17 protein-coding genes are annotated in these 17,526 nt (G+C 69.5%); 12 read left to right on the top strand and 5 right to left on the bottom strand.

The window, feature by feature from the left end; translation table 11 throughout:
• Window position 1: 1 nt before the first annotated feature.
• Complete coding sequence (locus tag ACH4XV_RS26600) at window positions 2-1,183, bottom strand: acyl-CoA dehydrogenase family protein (protein WP_380035095.1); 1,182 nt, start codon at window positions 1,181-1,183, stop codon at window positions 2-4.
• A 395-nt stretch (window positions 1,184-1,578) separates the two neighbouring features.
• On the opposite strand from ACH4XV_RS26600, the gene ACH4XV_RS26605 reads away from it, so the two are divergent.
• Window positions 1,579-1,842 carry a hypothetical protein gene (locus ACH4XV_RS26605; protein WP_395793964.1) on the top strand — a complete coding sequence of 88 codons (264 nt, stop codon included), beginning with the start codon at window positions 1,579-1,581 and terminating at the stop codon, window positions 1,840-1,842.
• A 141-nt stretch (window positions 1,843-1,983) separates the two neighbouring features.
• Here the strand turns inward: ACH4XV_RS26605 and ACH4XV_RS26610 are convergent, their stop codons facing one another.
• From ACH4XV_RS26610 to ACH4XV_RS26620, 3 genes are all read right to left on the bottom strand, one after another.
• Complete coding sequence (locus ACH4XV_RS26610) at window positions 1,984-2,769, bottom strand: SDR family oxidoreductase (RefSeq protein ID WP_379999213.1); 786 nt, start codon at window positions 2,767-2,769, stop codon at window positions 1,984-1,986.
• Window positions 2,766-3,950 carry an acyl-CoA dehydrogenase family protein gene (locus tag ACH4XV_RS26615; protein WP_395793967.1) on the bottom strand — a complete coding sequence of 395 codons (1,185 nt, stop codon included), beginning with the start codon at window positions 3,948-3,950 and terminating at the stop codon, window positions 2,766-2,768. Before ACH4XV_RS26615 ends, ACH4XV_RS26610 begins: the two co-directional genes overlap by 4 nt.
• Window positions 3,951-4,065: 115 nt before the next feature.
• On the bottom strand, window positions 4,066-4,986 hold the full coding sequence (locus ACH4XV_RS26620) for an SDR family oxidoreductase (protein WP_395793969.1): 921 nt from the start codon (window positions 4,984-4,986) through the stop codon (window positions 4,066-4,068).
• Between the two features lie 336 nt (window positions 4,987-5,322).
• Here ACH4XV_RS26620 and ACH4XV_RS26625 point away from each other — a divergent pair, with 336 nt between their 5' ends.
• The 11 genes from ACH4XV_RS26625 to ACH4XV_RS26675 all read left to right on the top strand — a co-directional run bounded on the left by ACH4XV_RS26625 (window position 5,323) and on the right by ACH4XV_RS26675 (window position 16,782).
• Entirely contained in the window at window positions 5,323-6,249 is a 927-nt protein-coding gene (locus ACH4XV_RS26625) for a cyclase family protein (RefSeq protein WP_395793971.1), read from the top strand.
• 606 nt (window positions 6,250-6,855) lie between these two features.
• A complete protein-coding gene (locus ACH4XV_RS26630; RefSeq protein WP_395793973.1) occupies window positions 6,856-7,026 on the top strand; it encodes a hypothetical protein in 171 nt (56 codons plus the stop codon).
• Between the two features lie 67 nt (window positions 7,027-7,093).
• Complete coding sequence (locus tag ACH4XV_RS26635; protein ID WP_395793975.1) at window positions 7,094-7,441, top strand: hypothetical protein; 348 nt, start codon at window positions 7,094-7,096, stop codon at window positions 7,439-7,441.
• 246 nt (window positions 7,442-7,687) lie between these two features.
• A complete protein-coding gene (locus ACH4XV_RS26640; RefSeq protein ID WP_395793977.1) occupies window positions 7,688-8,755 on the top strand; it encodes a Zn-dependent alcohol dehydrogenase in 1,068 nt (355 codons plus the stop codon).
• A gap of 184 nt (window positions 8,756-8,939) precedes the next feature.
• Window positions 8,940-9,329, top strand: a complete 390-nt coding sequence (locus ACH4XV_RS26645) for a hypothetical protein (protein WP_395793979.1) — start codon at window positions 8,940-8,942, stop codon at window positions 9,327-9,329.
• Complete coding sequence (locus ACH4XV_RS26650) at window positions 9,326-10,570, top strand: hypothetical protein (RefSeq protein ID WP_395793981.1); 1,245 nt, start codon at window positions 9,326-9,328, stop codon at window positions 10,568-10,570. Before ACH4XV_RS26645 ends, ACH4XV_RS26650 begins: the two co-directional genes overlap by 4 nt.
• 11 nt (window positions 10,571-10,581) lie before the next feature.
• Window positions 10,582-11,094, top strand: a complete 513-nt coding sequence (locus tag ACH4XV_RS26655; protein WP_395793983.1) for a hypothetical protein — start codon at window positions 10,582-10,584, stop codon at window positions 11,092-11,094.
• 127 nt (window positions 11,095-11,221) lie between these two features.
• The gene (locus ACH4XV_RS26660) at window positions 11,222-11,689 is read left to right on the top strand and encodes a MarR family transcriptional regulator (protein ID WP_395793985.1); all 468 of its coding nucleotides are present in this window, start codon (window positions 11,222-11,224) and stop codon (window positions 11,687-11,689) included.
• 1,146 nt (window positions 11,690-12,835) lie between these two features.
• Window positions 12,836-13,939, top strand: a complete 1,104-nt coding sequence (locus ACH4XV_RS26665; protein ID WP_395793987.1) for a hypothetical protein — start codon at window positions 12,836-12,838, stop codon at window positions 13,937-13,939.
• 702 nt (window positions 13,940-14,641) lie between these two features.
• The gene (locus tag ACH4XV_RS26670; protein ID WP_395793989.1) at window positions 14,642-15,067 is read left to right on the top strand and encodes a DUF485 domain-containing protein; all 426 of its coding nucleotides are present in this window, start codon (window positions 14,642-14,644) and stop codon (window positions 15,065-15,067) included.
• A 53-nt stretch (window positions 15,068-15,120) separates the two neighbouring features.
• Window positions 15,121-16,782 carry a cation acetate symporter gene (locus ACH4XV_RS26675; RefSeq protein WP_395794444.1) on the top strand — a complete coding sequence of 554 codons (1,662 nt, stop codon included), beginning with the start codon at window positions 15,121-15,123 and terminating at the stop codon, window positions 16,780-16,782.
• Between the two features lie 81 nt (window positions 16,783-16,863).
• Here the strand turns inward: ACH4XV_RS26675 and ACH4XV_RS26680 are convergent, their stop codons facing one another.
• Window positions 16,864-17,418: a flavin reductase family protein gene (locus ACH4XV_RS26680; RefSeq protein ID WP_395793991.1), complete on the bottom strand. Its 555-nt coding sequence runs from the start codon at window positions 17,416-17,418 to the stop codon at window positions 16,864-16,866.
• Window positions 17,419-17,526 lie beyond the last annotated feature (108 nt).

Below are 17,526 nucleotides of genomic sequence, written 5' to 3' on the forward strand. Positions count from 1 at the left end.
GTCAGAAGTTCTTGGGAAGGCCGAGACCGCGCCGGGCGATGATGTTCTTCTGCACCTCGGAGGTGCCGCCGCCGATGGTGTCCAGCACGGTGTAGCGGTAGGTCGAGTCGGCGCGACCGGTCATCGGCGCGTCCTCGGTTCCCACCCGCAGCTGGGTGCCCGGCGAGGCGATGTCCATCGACGCGTTCGCGAGCCGCTTGGACAGCTCGGTGGCGTAGAGCTTGTAGCCCGACGCCTCGACCGTGGGCGGTTTTCCGCCACCGGCCGCGGCGGCCACCACGCGCAGCCCGAGCAGGCGCGCCACGGCGGCCTCGGTGACGAGTGTGGCCAACTGCTTGCGCACGATCGGGTCCTCGCGCAGCGGCTCGTCGTCGCGCGTGGCCTCCTTGACGTACTCGGTCAGCACGTTCAGCCGCTGCTGGATCGGAGCGAACGAGAACATCGTGAAGCGTTCGAGGTCGAGCGCCTGGGAGATGTACTGGAAGCCCTTGTTCAGCTCGCCGACCACGTACTCGTCGGAGACCCAGACGTCGTCGAAGAAGACGTCGTTGGTGCGCTCGTCGCCCATCGTCCAGATCGCCCGGACGGTGATGCCCGGGTGGTCCATCGGCACCAGGAACAGCGTGATGCCGTGGTGCTTGGGCGCGTCGGGGTCGGTGCGCGCGCCGACCCAGTACCACTCGGCGAAGTGCGCGGAAGTGGTCCAGGTCTTCTGGCCGTTGAGCCGCCAGCCCTCGCCGTCGCGGACCGCGCGCAGCTTCATCGAGGCGGCGTCGGAGCCGGCCTCGGGCTCGCTGTAGCCGACCGCGAACTCGACCTCGTTGTTCAGGATCTTGGGCAGGAACTCGGCCTTGAGCTTGTCGCTGCCGTGCGCGAGCAGGGTCTTGCCGATGATGCCGACGCCCTTGCCGATCTGCGGTCCACCGCGCCCGGCGAGGGCTTCGTTCAGCAGGTATTCGTAGACCCCGTCGCCGTCCTGGCCGCCCCACTCCTCGGGCCAGGTGATGCCGAGCCAGCCTTGGTCGGCCATCTTGCGCATGTAGGCGCGGCGTGCGGGGGTGTCGACGACCTGGGCCATGTTCTCCCGGGTGACATCGAACACTTCAGGGTCGGGATTGGCGTCGAGAAACCGCTCGACCGTCTCGCTGAACGCGGTCTGGTCGGGGGAGAAGTCGAAGTCCACGGGTCGCCTTTCGGGGCGCGCCCATGCCGGCAGCCTCACCTGTGTACGTGCAGGTGAGGCAGCCGGCACAGAACCTGACGGATAGTCAGATCAAGGTAACACCGGCCTGGGTTCATTTCGAGTGGCGGTCGGCAAATGATGTGTGGGCCCCGTCTCGTCGGGATCGGGGCGGGTCGTTTGCGTGACGAATTCGGTTGGGCTCCGGTTCGGCTCCGGCGCGTTTCCGGCGCGGTTCGCGTTTTGTCGGCGCGTGCTCGGTTGCGGTGCCCGCGTGCGCGCCGGGGCGTGCGGGGGTGCCGGGATGGGCATGATCACGTCGGGGCTGACGAAACGGTTCTGGACAAGTCCGGAAAAGTTACGGCGCGTCCGCGATCGACCACCTATCGTGGGTCGACATGAGCGGAAATGCTTGCCCGCAATGCGGTCGGGAGCACCCGTGGTGCGAGGTCGAGTGGTCGGCGTTCGAGCCCGACGACGCGACCGGTCCCGACCCGGACGAGACCGACGCCGACGGCCCGCCCTACCGGGTCTGCGAACTCCTGCCGGACATCCTCGATTTCCTCGCCCGCGGCAGCCGCGGGCCCGACTGGGCGGGCGCGCGCCGACGCCCGGCCAGGTCGCTGCGCGGGCTGATACCCGGTCCCAGGACCGGGTGTTGACGGAGCGTCAGCGGCACCGCGCCGGATCCCGTGGCGGCGCGTGCCGGGGCTGACGCTGCGTCAAGAACGGGCGGCGCGCGGTGAGCCCGCGCGCCGCGATGCGCCCACGCCGCGACGGGCTCCGCGCGCCGTCGCGATGGCCTACGCGCGCTGTGAGCTGACCGATACGACCTCGCCGGTCATGTACGACGAGTAGTCCGAGGCGAGGAAGACCATCACGTTCGCCACCTCCCACGGCTCGGCGGCCCGACCGAACGCCTCGCGCGAGGACAGCTCGTCGAGCAGTTCCTCCGACGACGCCTTCGCCAGGAACGCGTGCATCGCGATGCTCGGCGCGACCGCGTTGACCCGTACCCCGAACTCCGCCGCCTCCACCGCCGAGCAGCGGGTCAGCGCCATCACGCCGGCCTTGGCCGCCGCGTAGTGCGCCTGACCCTTCTGCGCCCGCCAGCCCAGCACCGAGGCGTTGTTGACGATCACGCCCTTCCCACGCGGCTGCATGTGCCGCAGCGCCGCCCGGGTGCAGCGGAACGTGCCGTTGAGGGTCACGTTCATCACCAGGTCCCACTGCGCGTCGGTCATGTCGACGAGGTTGGCCTCGCCGCCGAGCCCGGCGTTGTTGATCAGCACGTCGATGCCGCCGAGTTCGCGCGCGGCCGTGTCGATCAGGTTCTGCACGTCGTCCTCGACGGTGACGTCGCACGGCACGGCCAACGGCCGCGACCCGATCAGCTTGGCGAGTTCGTCGGCGGCCTCGCCCAGGCGGCGCTCGTGCTTGTCGCTGATCGCGATCACGGCGCCCTCCTCGGCGGCGCGCTTGGCGGCGGCGAAGCCGATCCCGGTGCCCGCCGCGGCGGTGATCAGGACCGTCTTGCCGGTCAGCAGGCCGTGGCCCTCGACGTAGGTGGGGGCGGCGGTGGGGCTCACTTGGCGTCTCCTCGCGGTTCACGGGGCATGCCGAGGACGCGCTCGGCGATGATGTTGCGCTGCACCTCGTTCGACCCGCCGTAGATGGTGTCGGACTTGGTGAACAGGAACAGGCGCTGCGCCTCGGACAGTTCGTACGGGGCCGCGGCGGCCAGGGTGGACTCGACGCCGGCCACGTCCATCGCGAGCGTGCCGAGGCGTTGGTGCCAGCCCGCCCACACCAACTTGGCCACCGAGGCCGCGCCGGGATCGGGCGAGCCGAGCGTGCGCAGCGCGTTGCAGCGCAGCACCTTCAGGTCGATCCAGCTCTGCAGCAGCCGGTCGCGCAGGACGGGATCCTCGATCGCGCCGTTGGCCTTCGCCTCGGCGACCACCTTGTCCAACTCGATCTCGAAGCCGATCTGCTGGGCCAGCGTGGACACCCCGCGCTCGAACGCGAGCAGGCCCATCGCCACGCCCCAGCCCGCGCCCACCTCGCCCACCACGTGCTCCGCGCGCGCGTGGGCCTTGTCGAAGAAGACCTCGTTGAACTCGCTGGTGCCGGTGAGCTGCACGATCGGTCGGATCTCGATGCCCGGCTGGTCCATCGGCGCGAGCAGGAACGTGATGCCCTTGTGCCGCTGCGAGCCGGGATCGGTGCGGGCGAGTACGAAGCACCAGTTCGCCTCGTGGGCGAGCGAGGTCCACACCTTCTGGCCGGTGATCAGCCAGTCGCCGGACTCGGGGTCGATCGTGGCGGAGGTGCGCAGGTTGGACAGGTCGGAGCCGGCGCCCGGCTCGGAGTAGCCCTGGCACCACAGTTCCTCGCCGCGCGCGATGGCGGGCAGGAAGCGCGCCTTCTGCTCGTCGGTGCCGAACGCCAGCACGGTCGGACCGAGCAGGTTCTCGCCCATGTGGTTGACCCGGCCGGGCGCCTGGGCGCGGGCGTACTCCTCGCCGAAGATCACCTGCTGCATCAGCGACGCCTCGCGGCCCCCGTACTCCCGGGGCCAGGCCAGGCCGATCCAGCCGCCCTCGCCCAGGCGCAGCTCCCACGCCCGGCGGATCTCGAAGTGCTCGTGTTCGCTGCCGGGACCGCCGGTACCGACCGCTGCGGCGAACTCACCGGAAAGGTTCTCCCGGAGCCACGCGCGGACCTCGGCCCGGAACTCCTCGTCTTCGGCGCTGTACCGGAAATCCACAGCCAGTCCAATCTCGTCGCCTCGCCGTGCGGGCGGGACGACGGCCGCGCGCGCGGGGTCGGTGGACCGGGTCGGTGCACACCGGCCCCGCGCGCGTCGCCTGTCGGGGGTCGCGTCAGTTGCCGGCGGCGGCCTCGGCGGCCTTCTTCTTCGCCGCGGCGGCCGCGTACTCCTTGAGCTGGGCGAGCACCGGCATCGGGTCCTGGCCGATCTGGGTCGGCAGCTTCTCGGCGATCTCCTCGGCCGTCCAGCGGTTGGCCGCGTACATCGTCTTGATCTCGTGCGGCTGGTCCCACAGCGCGATCTTGGGGCCGGCGGTCGTGTACACCTGGCCGGTGATGTTCTTGGCGTGGTCGGAGAGCAGGAAGACCACCAGCTCGGCGACGTCCTCGGGGTCGCCGATCTCCTTGAGCGTCTGCGGGACACCCTCGGACATCCGGGTGCGGGCCACCGGCGCGACGCAGTTCGCGTTGACGCCGTACTTGTTCAGGCCCAGCGCGGCGGAGCGCACGAAGGAGACGATGCCGCCCTTGGCCGCGGCGTAGTTCGCTTGGGCGACCGAGCCGAGCGCGTACACCCCGGAGGTGAAGCCGACGATCGAGCCGAAGCCCTGGGTCTTCATCACCTTGGAGGCGGCCTGTACGACGGTGAAGGTGCCCTTGAGGTGGGTGGCGATGACGCTGTCCCACTCGTCCTCGGTCATGTTGAAGAGCATGCGCTCGCGCAGGTTGCCCGCGACGGTGACGACGCCGTCGATGCGGCCCCACTTCTCGACGCCGGCCTGCACGATGCGCGCGCCGCCCTCCATCGTGGCCACGGAGTCGGCGACCGCGACGGCCTCGCCGCCCAGCGCCTCGATCTCCTTCACCACGGCGTCGGCGACCTCGCTGGTCGGCGCGCTGCCGTCCATGGCGACGCCGTAGTCGTTCACGACGACCTTGGCGCCGTGCGCGGCGGCGGCGAGCGCCACGGCCCGGCCGATGCCGCGGCCGGCGCCGGTGACCGCGATTACCTTGCCCGTGAGGAAGTCACCCATGTGTTGTCCGCTCCTTGTCGGTGGCCTCGCCAGTAGGCCCCGGGAATCGAGGGCCGAGGCCCAGGTCGGGTCGGTCGTGGCGCGTCCGGGTCGGTCGGTGCGGCCGGGGCCGCCGGTCCCGCCGGGCGCGGGCGTACACCGGCCTTGCGGCCTTGCGTACGCAAGGTGCGCGGCCTGTGAGAACGCCCTCTCGACATTATCTGACGATCCGTTAGTTTTCCTGGGTAGAGTGCCGCAGCACACAGCACGGCGCACGCTTCCCGGATCCGTTCGAGAATGTGCCCGTGGGTATTCGTGCCCGTCGGCACGTGTCACCACCACCTGGAGGAGGCCCCCATGTCGCTGCCCCCCGAGTTCCACGAACTGGCCGCACGCGTGAACAACTGGGGCCGCTGGGGCCGGGAGGACGAGATCGGGACGATCAACCTGATCACGGACGACGTGGTCCGGGCGGCGGCCGGTTGTGTCCGCACCGGCAAGCGCTTCTCGTTGGCCGTCGAGCTGCGCGAGGACGGCATCCAGAACGGGATGATCCCGGGCCGGGACAACCCCAAGCGCACCACGTTCCTGGTCAACCACGAGGTCTTCGGTCCCGGGACGGTGGCCACCAGCGACGACGCGGTGACGATGGGCATCCAGGCGGGTACGCACTGGGACGGGCTGACCCACGCGACGTACGACGACCGGCTCTACAACGGCCACTCGGCGAAGGAGACGGTCACCGCCGAGGAGGGCGCGCGCAAGCTGGGCATCCACAACGTGAAGACGCTGGTCTCGCGCGGGGTGCTCCTCGACGTGGCGCGGGCCAAGGGTGTGGACATGCTGGCGCCGGAGTACGCGGTCACGCCGGCGGACCTGGAGGCGGCCGAGGAGCTCGGCAACGTCAAGGTGCGCGCGGGCGACATCGTGCTGGTGCGCACCGGGCAGATCCGGCAGTACTTCGCGGGCGAGAAGGACATGTACTTCTACGGCCCCGGCCTGTCGGTGCGCACGCCCGAATGGTTCCACGCGCGCGATGTGGCGGCGGTGGCCAACGACACGGTGACGTTCGAGGTGTTCCCGCCGGAGATCGAGGACTGCTTCATGGCGGTGCACGCGCTGCACCTGGTGGAGATGGGCATGCTTCAGGGGCAGAACTGGAACCTGGAGGAGCTGTCCGAGGACTGCGCGGCGGACGGCGTGTACGAGTTCTTCCTGGAGGCGTCGCCGGAGCCCTTCGTGGGGGGCGTGGGGACGCCGGTGAACCCGGTGGCGATCAAGTAGGGGCCCGGGCGGGCGGGTTTCCCGAACACGCGTAGAACGCACGGCGCGCGGGCCCCGGACAGGATCGACCTGTCTCGGGGCCCGCGTGCGTTCCGGGCACCGCGACGAGGCCCGGAACGGCGGCGGTCCCACTTCGTCGAGGAAACCCGGGGCACGACCCGGGCGCCTCGTCGTCCCCTCGCGAACGACCGCCACACTCAGGGTGATCAGTGTCGGACGGCCCGTCAACACCCTCGGGGCGCCGATTTCGCGCGACAGATCACGATTCGTCTGCGCCGCGATTCGGGCGACACAGCAGCAACTTTGGCAACTCCCGCACCACCGTGCCCTCGCGGCGCGGTGTCACCGGTGCGGTGCGGTATGAAGTTTTCGGCGGTTGCAAGTGCTGGACACGCGTTACCCGGTGACGCCCGTCGGCAAGCTTTTTGCTCTCCGCGGCCGCCTCGGCCCAACGCCGCCCCCGCAGAGGCCACTTCGTGGTCGCGGGGGCGTGAGCCCGCCGGGCCTCGCGGCGGACTTGGCACGCGTGGTCGGTGGGGCGAGCATTGATCCGCACACGGGGGCTTGATCGCGGCACCAGGACGGGAGGGTCCGCGTGGACCGGAGTTGACCCGCCGAGCGGAGCTGACGCGGGGGCGGATCGCGCGGCTCGAACTGGGCGGGACGGTGCCCACGCCGGATTTGGCGGCTCGGTTGGCGGTGGCGCTCGACGCGTCGGCGCGCGTCACCCCGGACGGGGACGCGTCGGGGGTCGTGCTCACGCCGCATGCCGGCTGATGCTCGGCAGGGGATGGGGGCGGTTGTGGTCGACGGGCTGGTTGCGGGTGCGCCCCGGAATCCGGGGGTGCCTGCCGGGGTCGTGTTGCTGGCGTTGACCGCGGTCGATCGACGGGAGGTCCGGTTTGCGCTTGGTGAGACCGCGCACCTGACACGGGACGTGGTCGAGGCGATGGTCGGACACTCCGATCGTCGGGTGCGGATGGCGGTTGCCGGGAATCCGTATGTCGATCCGGTGCAGCGGGCGCGGTTGGTGACGGATCCGGATTGGGTCGTGGTGGCGCGGGCGGTGGCCGGCCGGCCGCATCCGGACGGGGATCCGCGTCCGTTGTCGGACGCGGCGGCCAATCCCGCTCTTCCGGTCGCGGTGATGCATCGGATTCTCGATGTCGCCGGGGTGGCAGGCGTCCCGTGAAGTCGCCGTCGCGGCACCGGTGGTGAACCGTGTGTGGTGGTGACACGTGCGTGATTACGGGCTGATCAGAGGTGGTCTCGGGGTGATACGAGAGGACTGTCACAACCGGCTGACTGCTCATCAGTTCCGGGCTAGAGTGCCGCGCGGGTACGCGTGCGCGCTCGGAATTCGGTTCCGGAGACGGTCGGGTCGGTCAGCCGTCGAGCGCCCCGGCTCGTCAGCCCATTTCCGATGGAGGAGGAACCGGTGAAGGGCGTTCTTTTCGACGGCAAGGAAGCCTCGATCGTCGACGACCTGGAGGTGCGCGCACCCGGGGCCAACGAGGTCTTGGTGAAGATCGGCGCGGCCGGTCTGTGCCACAGCGACATCTCGGTGATCAACGGCACCATCCCCTTCCCGCCCCCGGTCGTGCTCGGGCACGAGGGCGCGGGAGTCGTGGAGGCCGTGGGCGAGTTGGTGTCCCACGTCAAGGTCGGCGACCACGTCGCGCTGTCCACGCTGGCCTCGTGTGGCGCGTGCCGTGAGTGCGACCGGGGTCGGCCGACGATGTGCGCCAAGAGCTTCGGTCAGCTCAACCAGCCCTTCACGCGCGGTGGCAAGCCGGTCTACAACTTCGCGGGCCTGTCGGTGTTCGCCGAGCGGATCGTGGTCAAGGGCGTCCAGGCGGTGAAGATCCCCAAGGACATCCCGCTGTCCTCCGCCGCGCTGATCGGCTGCGGGGTGCTGACGGGGGTCGGCGCGGTGCTCAACCGGGCGAAGGTACAGCCCGGAGACACGGTCGCGGTGATCGGCACCGGCGGCATCGGGCTGAACGTGATCCAGGGCGCGAAGCTCGCGGGCGCGGTCCGGATCGTGGCCGTCGACGCGAACCCGGCGAAGGAGGCGGTGGCGCGCGAGTTCGGCGCGACCGACTTCGTCGACGCGCGTGCCGTGGAGGACTCGGTCAAGGCGGTACAGGCGCTCGTCCCGGGCGGCGTGGACCACGCGTTCGAGTGCGTCGGGCACGTCGCGGTGATCCGCAACGCGATCGACATGCTCGGGCGGGCCGGCCAGGCGATCATCCTGGGCGTCGCGCCGTCGGACGCCGAGGCGTCGTTCCACGTGTCCTCGATGTTCCTGGACAAGTCGATCATGGGCTGCCGCTACGGCTCCTCGCGCCCGCAGTACGACATCGCGCGCTATGCCGACCTGTACCGGAACGGCGCCCTCAAGCTCGACGAACTGGTCACCCAGACCTACGCGTTGGACGACTTCCACAAGGCGGTGGAGGACGCCGAGGCGGGCAAGATCGCCCGAGGCGTCTTCGTCTTCTGACGTCGGCCTTCTCGACCGGCGTTCCGGTGGCTTCCATCGGTGAGCGCTGTGATGTCGAAGCGCGTCCCTCGTGGTCGAGGGACGCGCTTCTTCTTTTTGATCATGAGCGATTCCCCAGTTTTTCATTGCCCTCTACAACAGACGGGATATAGTTTCTGCCACGCTGCGAACCGGGGGGATTGCGATGGCGGAAAAGTTCTCTGTCGACTTTGCGTGGCTGGATGTACTGATATCCGGGTTCGACGGCTCGGCCCAGGCCGCGAAATGGGCGCTCGACGCACTCCACGAGACCGGCCCGATTCGTACCGGGCACAAGGATCTCGACACCGCCTGTGATCACTTCAAGGACAAGTGGTCGAAGCGGGTCGAGGATTTCCAGGACCGGATCGGGGAATTCCGCAAGGCCGTCGACGACTCCAAGCGGGCCTACGCCGTGACCGATGAGCGTACGGCCACGTCCATGAGCACGCTGCGATCCGCGCTCGCTCCGAACGGCTCGTCCGCGCCGACCGGGGCTACCGTCACGGCCACGGCCGCGGGTACGCCGAGCCGGATCGGGGAGGCGTTCGCGTGAGTTCGGCCGAGAAGGAGTTTCCGGGGCTGCGGTTCGATCCGGCGCCCGGGCTGCTGCCGGCGCTTGCGCTGCTGGCCGAGAAGGTGCGCCAGGCATCGGGGCAGGTGGGCAATGTACGCACCGAGATGGAGAAGACGCTGCGGGATCCCGGGGCCTGGAGCGGGTTGGCCGGCGGCAGTTGCCACGACGCCGTGCAGCACATCTATCCCGAGGTGTGGATCATGCACGACGCCCTGTCCGGCGTCGAACGCACCATCGGCGAATGGTCGTTCCTGCTCGCCGAATATCAGCGCTCGCGTACGGAACTGGAGGCCCAAGCCGTGGCGGCCCGGGCCCGGGTCAAGCAGATGGAGGGGAATCCGGACGTCGATCTGCGGTTCTTCGAGGTGATGACCACGTCCGGCAAGGAGCAGGAGGCCCTGCTCACGCGGCACGCGGAGGCGAAGAAGGCGCTGGAGCAGGCCGAAGACGACCTGGACGCGATTCTCGATTCCGCCAAGGACCTGAAAAGGCAGCACGACGAATCGGCCCGGAGCATCGCCAAGCGCATCCGGGAAATCGCGGACCACCCGCCGGATCGCAACACGACGAGCTTCGGGGGCTCCAACCTCGTCCCGCCCTACTTCACGAAGCCGCCGCTCCTCCGGGGGGACACCGGCCCCAAGCGCGAATTCAACGTCACCGATCCCACGGCCGGGGATCGCGCGACCGAACTGGCGGCAATGGCCATGGTCGCGGCGCAGGACGGGTATTTCGGCAACGATCGTGCGGCCTCGTACATGAAGTACTGGCTCGAAGGCGACGGGCGGGACGTCCAGTTCGACGCGCAGGAGTTCCTGAAGGCGGATCCCGCGTTCCAGAAGATCCTCAACGACACCATGCGGTCGAATGCTCCGAGTGGTAATTTCGACACCGGGTGGCAGGGCGGCAGCGTGGCCCAGGACATGGAGAACGGACCGGTCACGCCCGAGTTGCAGGATTTCTATTACACGATGAACGGCTATCAGTATCGGATCGTCGGCACCGACTTCAAGATGGTCAACGGCCATCCGGAGGGCACGATCCGGGTCGACATCTACAAGCGCTACAACTGGGGCAATCCCGAGGGCGGCGCACACCGAAACGACATCGAGGGTGTCCCGCAGAACGACCTGGCCCGACTCAACGAGACGGGCTTGGCCCACGACTTCGACATCGTGGGCAGTACGACGTGGTACATGGCTCCGGGGTTGGTCGGGTGACGTCGGCGGGCGTGGCGAGGAGGGGTGCCCGGCGCGCACTGTTCCTGGCGGGTGCCTTCTGCGTGGGCATGCTGGTGCTCGGGCTGCTGGGCTATGGGGCGCTGCGTTTGTTCCTGTGGCATCCCTGGTCGGACGACGGTCGCGACTCGCGCGCCGACCCGGGGAGCGGCGACGTATCGCTGAGCAAGTCGCTGCGGCTGACCGGACTTACGCTGCCGCCGGGGGCCACGAATGTGCGCTATTACGTGAGGGCGAACATGCGCGGGACGCTCGTGCAGCTGACGTACCGGATCCCCTGCGGCACGGTCCCGGGGGTGTTGGCGGACGCGAAACTGACCACCCCGGTCGCGATGGACGCCATCAGCGCGCAGAACATCCGCCGCTTCGCCGAACGCCACGGCTGGCGGCCCGAGGTGGGCACGACCTCGGCGCTCACCGACACGAGGACGTGGCCCACGACGGCCCTGGTGAACACGCCGCCGACGGCGGGGGATTGCTCGGTGTACCTGGACGCCTTCAACTGACCGGCGGTCTCCGGCGACGCATCGGCGGCGATCGCGCGCTTGACTTCAAGTGAACTTGAAGTCCTACGGTCGCCGCATGACCTGCACGCAGTGCAGGATTCGCACCGACGTACCAGGAGGACGTGCCATGACCGCCCAGCAGATCTCCGATGCGGAACTCGCCGGACAGCCCGCCGCCTACTGGACCGGTGTCGCCTACGAGGCGCTCATTGCCTACACCCGGGCCCGGCAGGCTGAGAAGGGCTACACCCAGCCGCAGTTCTGGCTGCTGCGCAATCTGTCGGTGAACGACATCTCGCCCGACGGCGCGGGGATGACCGTGCCGGAACTGCGGGTGGCGATGGCCTCCTACCTCCGCCCCGAGGACGACTTGGCGGCGGAGTCGGAGGTACTCGTGGAGCGCGGCTGGTTGACCCGCGACGCCGAGGACCGCCTGTTCCTCACCGAGGCGGGCGAACAGGCCCGCGTCGACCTCGCCCGCAACGCCCCCGCGATCCGCGCGGCCCTCCACGAGGGCATCGACGACGCGGACTACGTCACGACGCTCAAGGTCCTCCAACGCCTGATCCACAACGCAGGCGGCCCGGCCACGTGACGGACGGTGCCCGGTCCGGATGCCCGGGCCCGGCGAGTCGGGGGTCCGTCCCCTGGTCAACGCGCGCGTGCGGGGTGGCTTCCGGTGGTTGGACTTCGGAATCATCACGCGGTCCCGGCGGCCGGGGTGGAGGACCGCAGGGCCGTGCACGACTCGTTGTTTCGCCGCTGCTGTCTGGGATCGACCCGGCCTTTCACTCGGATCGGGCAGGCGTCCGACTCCGTGCCCGATCAGGAGGAACAGGGCCTCGATCGAGCGGCGACCCCGGGTCTCGACGAGGTGCCGGCCGTGCGCGACGAACAGTCCGCCGAGCTGGAGCGTTGGCCGGCGAGCGTGACGGTCGACGAGTTGTCCGCAGTCGCTCCCGTTCCTGCGGGGCCGGGCCGGCCGCGCGTGGCGGGAAAAGCGGCCGGCCGGGGAGTCTTTCCGATCGGGTCGGAGTGATTCAGGCGGAATGTGTGGTGGGATTCCGGGTGATCCGGGTGCCGGAGGCGAAGGATTCGGGGGCGGGTCCCGGCCGGATTCGCGATCGCGTCGCGGGCTCGGCGGCGGCGTTCCCCGTGCCGGGTCGGTGGCTCGCGGTGCGGAGCCCTCGCCCGGCGTTCGCCGTGGGGTATCCGGTTTCGGTGCCTGTCCGGCGTGGGGGGCGGCCCCCGGATGCGGCCCGTGCTCGGGTGACCTTGCTACATCGGGAGTGCCCGCCTCGGGGGTGGGCTTCGGGTGGTCTCCGGGGTGGCGGTCACCTGCCGGTCCGGACGCCGGTACGAACCCGACGGCGGTGACCGGACGGTCGGGCCGTGCGACCGGCGGCCCCTTGCCCTGCGGCCCGACCGCCTCGCCCGATTTCAGGGCCTTTTCGTCGGGTGTCGAAGACCGGGATGTGGCCTGTCGTTGCTCCTCGCGGGCGAGGGAGGTGTCGATCCCGGCGATGGCGGTGTCGGCCTCGCTCACGATCCGGTTCACGTCCCGGCCGTCCACGGACCACTCCGAGGCCGCGCCCGTCGGTTCGATCGCGTTCACGTCGGGCTCGACACCGGCGCCCGGCTGCCGTGAGGCGGCGTCCAGGTTCAGGAGTGTGGTCGAGCGCTCCTCCAGCAGGCGGACACGGTCGGCGAAGAGATCGGGTTCTTGCGGCGCCGTGCGGCCTTGCGTGAGGTCCTCCAGGATCCCTCCGGCGAACGTCTTGCGGTCCGCGGCGAGCCGGGTGAACACCTCGGGCGGGAAAGCCTCGTCGTGCCTGGCGAGTTGATTGCGATAGCCCTCGGCCTCCCGCTCGAACCCGCGTGCCCGCGAAGCCCACTGCGATTGCACGATCCCGACGATCTCGTCCAGGGCCTCGCCGGTGATCGACACGTCATCCCTCCACCGGAGCTTGATCGACGCCGCCGCGTTCGGGATCGCGTCCCTGCTGAAGTCCTCGTACGCGGCGCCGGCGGTGCTCGCGAACTCCTCGGCCACGGCATGCCACCCGGCCAATCGCAGACGGGTCTCGCTGTGCATCGCGTGGATCCGCTGCTCGACACCAGCCGCCCTCAACTGCCGTGCCGCGTCAGCCAGATGCGCCGTGCCCGGGACGACACGCCCCCGGCTGTAGTGGTCGACCATGGCTTCGAGGGCGGTGGCCGTGATGTCGTCGAGGTCCGCGCGCAGGTGTTCCTGGGACGCCTGCCACTCGTGATGGTCGGCGACGTAGCCGGCACGGTCGTCGGCGGCCCGACCGGTGAACACCCGCGGCTGCGGGACCAGGTTCCGGGCCACGACCGCTTCCCAGACCTTCTCCCTGGTTCGAGCCTCCAGCTGCTCCTGGAACCGCTCGTCCGCGGACCTGTCGTCGACGGACTTCCGCGGCTTGGAGCGATTCCAGAATCCGCGGCGCTTCCCGTCCGCGGGTGCCTGGGCCCGGTCGGGCTTGCGGCTCTGCTTGCCGCGTGCCTTTGCGCTCTCCGCCTTCGCAGCCGCTTCCCGTTCCCGCTTGGCGGTCTCGTCGAATGTACGGGCCTCCTGGGCGAGGCCGACGAAGGCCCGGCCCAGGCGGTGGAGACCGGGCCCGTCCAGAGCGGTCGCGGCAAGCGCCTCGTCGGCGGACGTGTAGCCGGTGAACCGGTACGCCGGACGGCCGACCCGCCCGATCAGGTCGGGATCGGGTCGGGCGGCCCGTGCCTTGGAGTAGTCCGCGATGAGGAGCCGGCGGGCCTCCCGCTTGCTCATGCCTTCGCCGACGCGTGCGTGCTTGTCCATGCCTTGCGGTGACGCTCCCCCGAACCACCTCGTACAACCGTGCCCCCATTATGGGGATGACGTGAGCTTTTGTACGTGCGGGCCGCAGGGGCGCGACGGGGGTCCGGCCGAACTCCCGCCGGCGGTCTCAGAGAAGGTGGTCAGCCCTGGCGGCGAGGTCGGTTGGCGACGACGCGCCCACCTCTTCGGCCGGACGGTTCGGATCGGGCGGCCCCGGGTCGGCTTGCCGGGATGGCGGGACTGCGGTGGGCGTGGGTTGTTGCTCGTGGATCGGGTCGCCGACGTGTGGGCGGTGGTGGCGCGGCCCGGATGCGGCAGGTCGGTCGTGGTGGGGATGCGGCGGCGGTGACCGGCGGTGCGCCGGCTCGACGGGTTGGATGCGGAAGATCCGGATCGAGGGATGGTGATCGAGAGCTTTCGGGTGTGACCGGAATTGGCAAAGGCGTTCCGGAGTAGGCTACTTGGGCGATGGTTCGGTCGAAGTTCGGGGAATCGGTGTCAAGTTCGTTCAATTCTGTGGGCCTTGGGAATTCGTGGGTTATCCGCGTAACCCGTCAGTCCCGCTTTCAGTTGATCGGATAGGTTCCGCGCGTCCCGGCGGCGCCTCTAAACTCGCTCCGCTGCGGCCCCAGGTCCCACGGACCGCGGTTTGGTACCCGATCGGCGCCTCGGGCCACGCGCGGGGTGTCCGCTGGAGAGGAGCCCTACCGCCCCATGCCGACTCCGCACGAAGATCCGCACGATCGTCCCCCCGAGCCCGCTTCCGAACTGGTCGCCGAGCTTGAGCCGGACCCGGACTCCGCCTCCGTCCCGGCTCCGCGCGTGCCATACGTCGACGACCGCACCGGGTATCTGGAGATGGAACAGGATCCGAGATTCGGGGCGCTGAAACGGCGTCAACGTTCCTTCATCTTCCCGGTCACCGTCGCATTCCTCGCGTGGTTCCTGCTGTACGTGGTGATGTCCGCCTACGCGCGCGACTTCATGGCCAAGGAACTGATGAACCACATCAACGTCGCCCTGGTGTTCGGCCTGCTCCAGTTCGTGTCGACGTTCCTGATCGCCTGGGCCTATTCGCGATTCGCGCGTACCCGACTCGACCCCGTCGCCACCGAACTGCGAGAGGAACTCGAAGCGTGAATCTTTCTCTCGAACTCGCCGCGAAGTCCAGCAACCGGGGCTGGACGTTCGCGATGTTCGCCATACTGGTCGTGGTGACGCTCGGCATCACCTTCTGGGCGAGCCGCAAGAACCGTACGGCGGCGGACTTCTACGCCGGCGGCCGCTCGTTCACCTCGCTCCAGAACGGCCTGGCGATCGGCGGCGACTACATGTCGGCCGCGTCCTTCCTCGGCATCGCGGGCATCCTGGCGCTGTCCGGCTACGACGGGTTCCTGTACTCCATCGGCTTCCTCGTCGCCTGGCTGGTGGCGCTGCTCCTGGTCGCCGAACCGATGCGCAACTCCGGCCGGTTCACCATGGCCGACGTGCTCGCCAACCGGATGCGCGAACGTCCCGTGCGGACGGCCGCGAGCGTGTCCACGATCGTGGTGTCGATCTTCTACCTGATCGCACAGATGGTCGGCGCGGCCTCGGTCGTCTCGCTCCTGCTCGACGTCAAGAGCGACGCCGCGCAGATCTCGGTCATCGCGGCGGTCGGCGCGCTGATGATCGTGTACGTCACCGTCGGCGGCATGAAGGGCACCTCCTGGGTGCAGATCGTCAAGGCCGGCCTGCTGATGGTGGGCGCGTTCGTGATGTGCGTGTGGGTGCTGGCCAAGTTCGACTTCAACGTGGCGGACCTGCTCGGCACGGCGGCGAGCAAGTCCGGTTCGGGTGAGTCGTTCCTGCAGCCGGGGCTCAAGTACGGTGCCACCGACGGCTGGTCGAAGATCGACCTGATCTCGCTCGGTCTGGCCCTCGTGCTCGGTACGGCGGGCCTGCCGCACATCCTGGTCCGCTTCTACACCGTGCCCAACGCCCGCGTCGCGCGCCGCTCGGTGACCTGGGCGATCGCCATCATCGGGGTGTTCTACCTGATGACCCTGATCCTGGGCTTCGGCGCCGCCGCGCTGATCGGCAGCAAGGAGATCAAGAAGGCCGACCCGAGCGGCAACACCGCCGCGACCCGGCTCGCCGAACACCTCGGCGGCGGCGCGGGCACCACCGGCGGCGCGCTGATGCTGGCCTTCATCGCCGCGGTGGCCTTCGCGACCATCCTGGCCGTGGTGGCCGGCCTCACCCTCGCGTCGTCCTCGTCGTTCGCGCACGACCTGTACGCGAACGTCTTCCGCAAGGGCCGCACCACCGACAAGGACGAGGTCAGGGTCGCGCGGATCTCGGCGCTGGTGATCGGTACGACCGCGATCGTACTGTCGGTGTTCGCCCGCGAGTTGAACGTGGCGTTCCTGGTCGCGCTGGCGTTCGCGATCGCCGCCTCGGCGAACCTGCCGGCCATCCTGTTCTCGCTGTTCTGGAAGAACTTCAACACGCGCGGCGCCGTGTTCGGCATCTACGGCGGCCTGGTCACCTCGGTGCTCGTGGTGTTGTTGTCCCCGATCTGCTGGGGCGGGGCCACCGACACGAAGCCCGCGATCAAGCAGCTGACGGCCAAGCAGGCGTCGGATTGCGACGTCTCGAAGGACCGCAAGGATGTGGGCAACGCCACGGCGCTGTTCAGCTGTACGACGCCGGCGCCGATCCCGCTGGAGAACCCGGGCATCATCTCGATCCCGGTCGGCTTCGCGTGCGCCGCGATCGGCGCGCTGTCGGCCCGTCGGCGGCGTACCGACGACGACGACCGCAAGTTCGCCGAACTCGAGGTCAGGGCCCTGACCGGAGCCGGCGCGCACTGATCGCGCACCGCCACGGTCTCGGACTCCGGTCCCGGCGGATCGCGCCCGGGTCCGGGATCGTGGCCGGGTCCGGGGTCGTGGCTACCCGTTGCGGCTGGGGTGGCCGAAGCGGCCCTTGTAGAACAGCAGCGGCGCGCACTCCACGCGCGGGGCGTCCAGGGCCTGGACTCGGCCGATCACGATCTCGTGGTCGCCGCCGTCCACCACGCTCTCCAGCGTGCAGTCGATCCAGGCCAGTACGTCGTCCAGCCTCGGCGATCCGGTCGGCGTCGGGGCGTGGGAGACGCCGGCGAACTTGTCGGCGCCGCTGACCGCGAAGGCGCGGCACAGGGCTTCTTGATCCTCGGCGAGCACGTTGACGCAGAAGCGTCCGGCCGGGCGGATGCGCGGCCAGGTGGTGGAGGTCTTGGCGACGAAGAAGGTGACCAGCGGCGGGTCGAGCGAGAGCGAGGCGAAGGACTGACACGCGAAGCCCACCGGGGTGTCGCCGTCGAGCGCGGTGATCACCGTCACGCCGCTGGCGAAGTGGCCGAGGACGTGTCGGAACGTGGCGGCCTCGACGATGCCGTCGCCCTCGGGCAGGGCGATCGCGGCGGGATCTGCCGGCTTCGTGCTCGCTGCGTCGATCTTGCCCATGATGGACTTCCTCGCAGGTGTCTAGGGGCGTCGGGTCTGTGACGCTACGTCACCCGATTTCCTTGCGTCAATCAAAGGAGAGCGGGTCTTTCGTCACATCTGACGACT

It is taken from the genome of Embleya sp. NPDC020630 (assembly GCF_044334985.1).
Taxonomy (GTDB): domain Bacteria; phylum Actinomycetota; class Actinomycetes; order Streptomycetales; family Streptomycetaceae; genus Embleya.

What these genes read in the sequence shown, in the direction of transcription:
- ACH4XV_RS26605 (WP_395793964.1), top strand. Translation starts at nt 1,579, where the DNA reads ATGAGCGGAAATGCTTGCCCGCAATGCGGTCGGGAGCACCCGTGGTGC.
- ACH4XV_RS26620 (WP_395793969.1), bottom strand. Translation starts at nt 4,986, where the DNA reads ATGGGTGACTTCCTCACGGGCAAGGTAATCGCGGTCACCGGCGCCGGC.
- ACH4XV_RS26625 (WP_395793971.1), top strand. Translation starts at nt 5,323, where the DNA reads ATGTCGCTGCCCCCCGAGTTCCACGAACTGGCCGCACGCGTGAACAAC.
- ACH4XV_RS26645 (WP_395793979.1), top strand. Translation starts at nt 8,940, where the DNA reads ATGGCGGAAAAGTTCTCTGTCGACTTTGCGTGGCTGGATGTACTGATA.
- ACH4XV_RS26660 (WP_395793985.1), top strand. Translation starts at nt 11,222, where the DNA reads ATGACCGCCCAGCAGATCTCCGATGCGGAACTCGCCGGACAGCCCGCC.
- ACH4XV_RS26670 (WP_395793989.1), top strand. Translation starts at nt 14,642, where the DNA reads ATGCCGACTCCGCACGAAGATCCGCACGATCGTCCCCCCGAGCCCGCT.
- ACH4XV_RS26675 (WP_395794444.1), top strand. Translation starts at nt 15,121, where the DNA reads ATGTTCGCCATACTGGTCGTGGTGACGCTCGGCATCACCTTCTGGGCG.
- ACH4XV_RS26680 (WP_395793991.1), bottom strand. Translation starts at nt 17,418, where the DNA reads ATGGGCAAGATCGACGCAGCGAGCACGAAGCCGGCAGATCCCGCCGCG.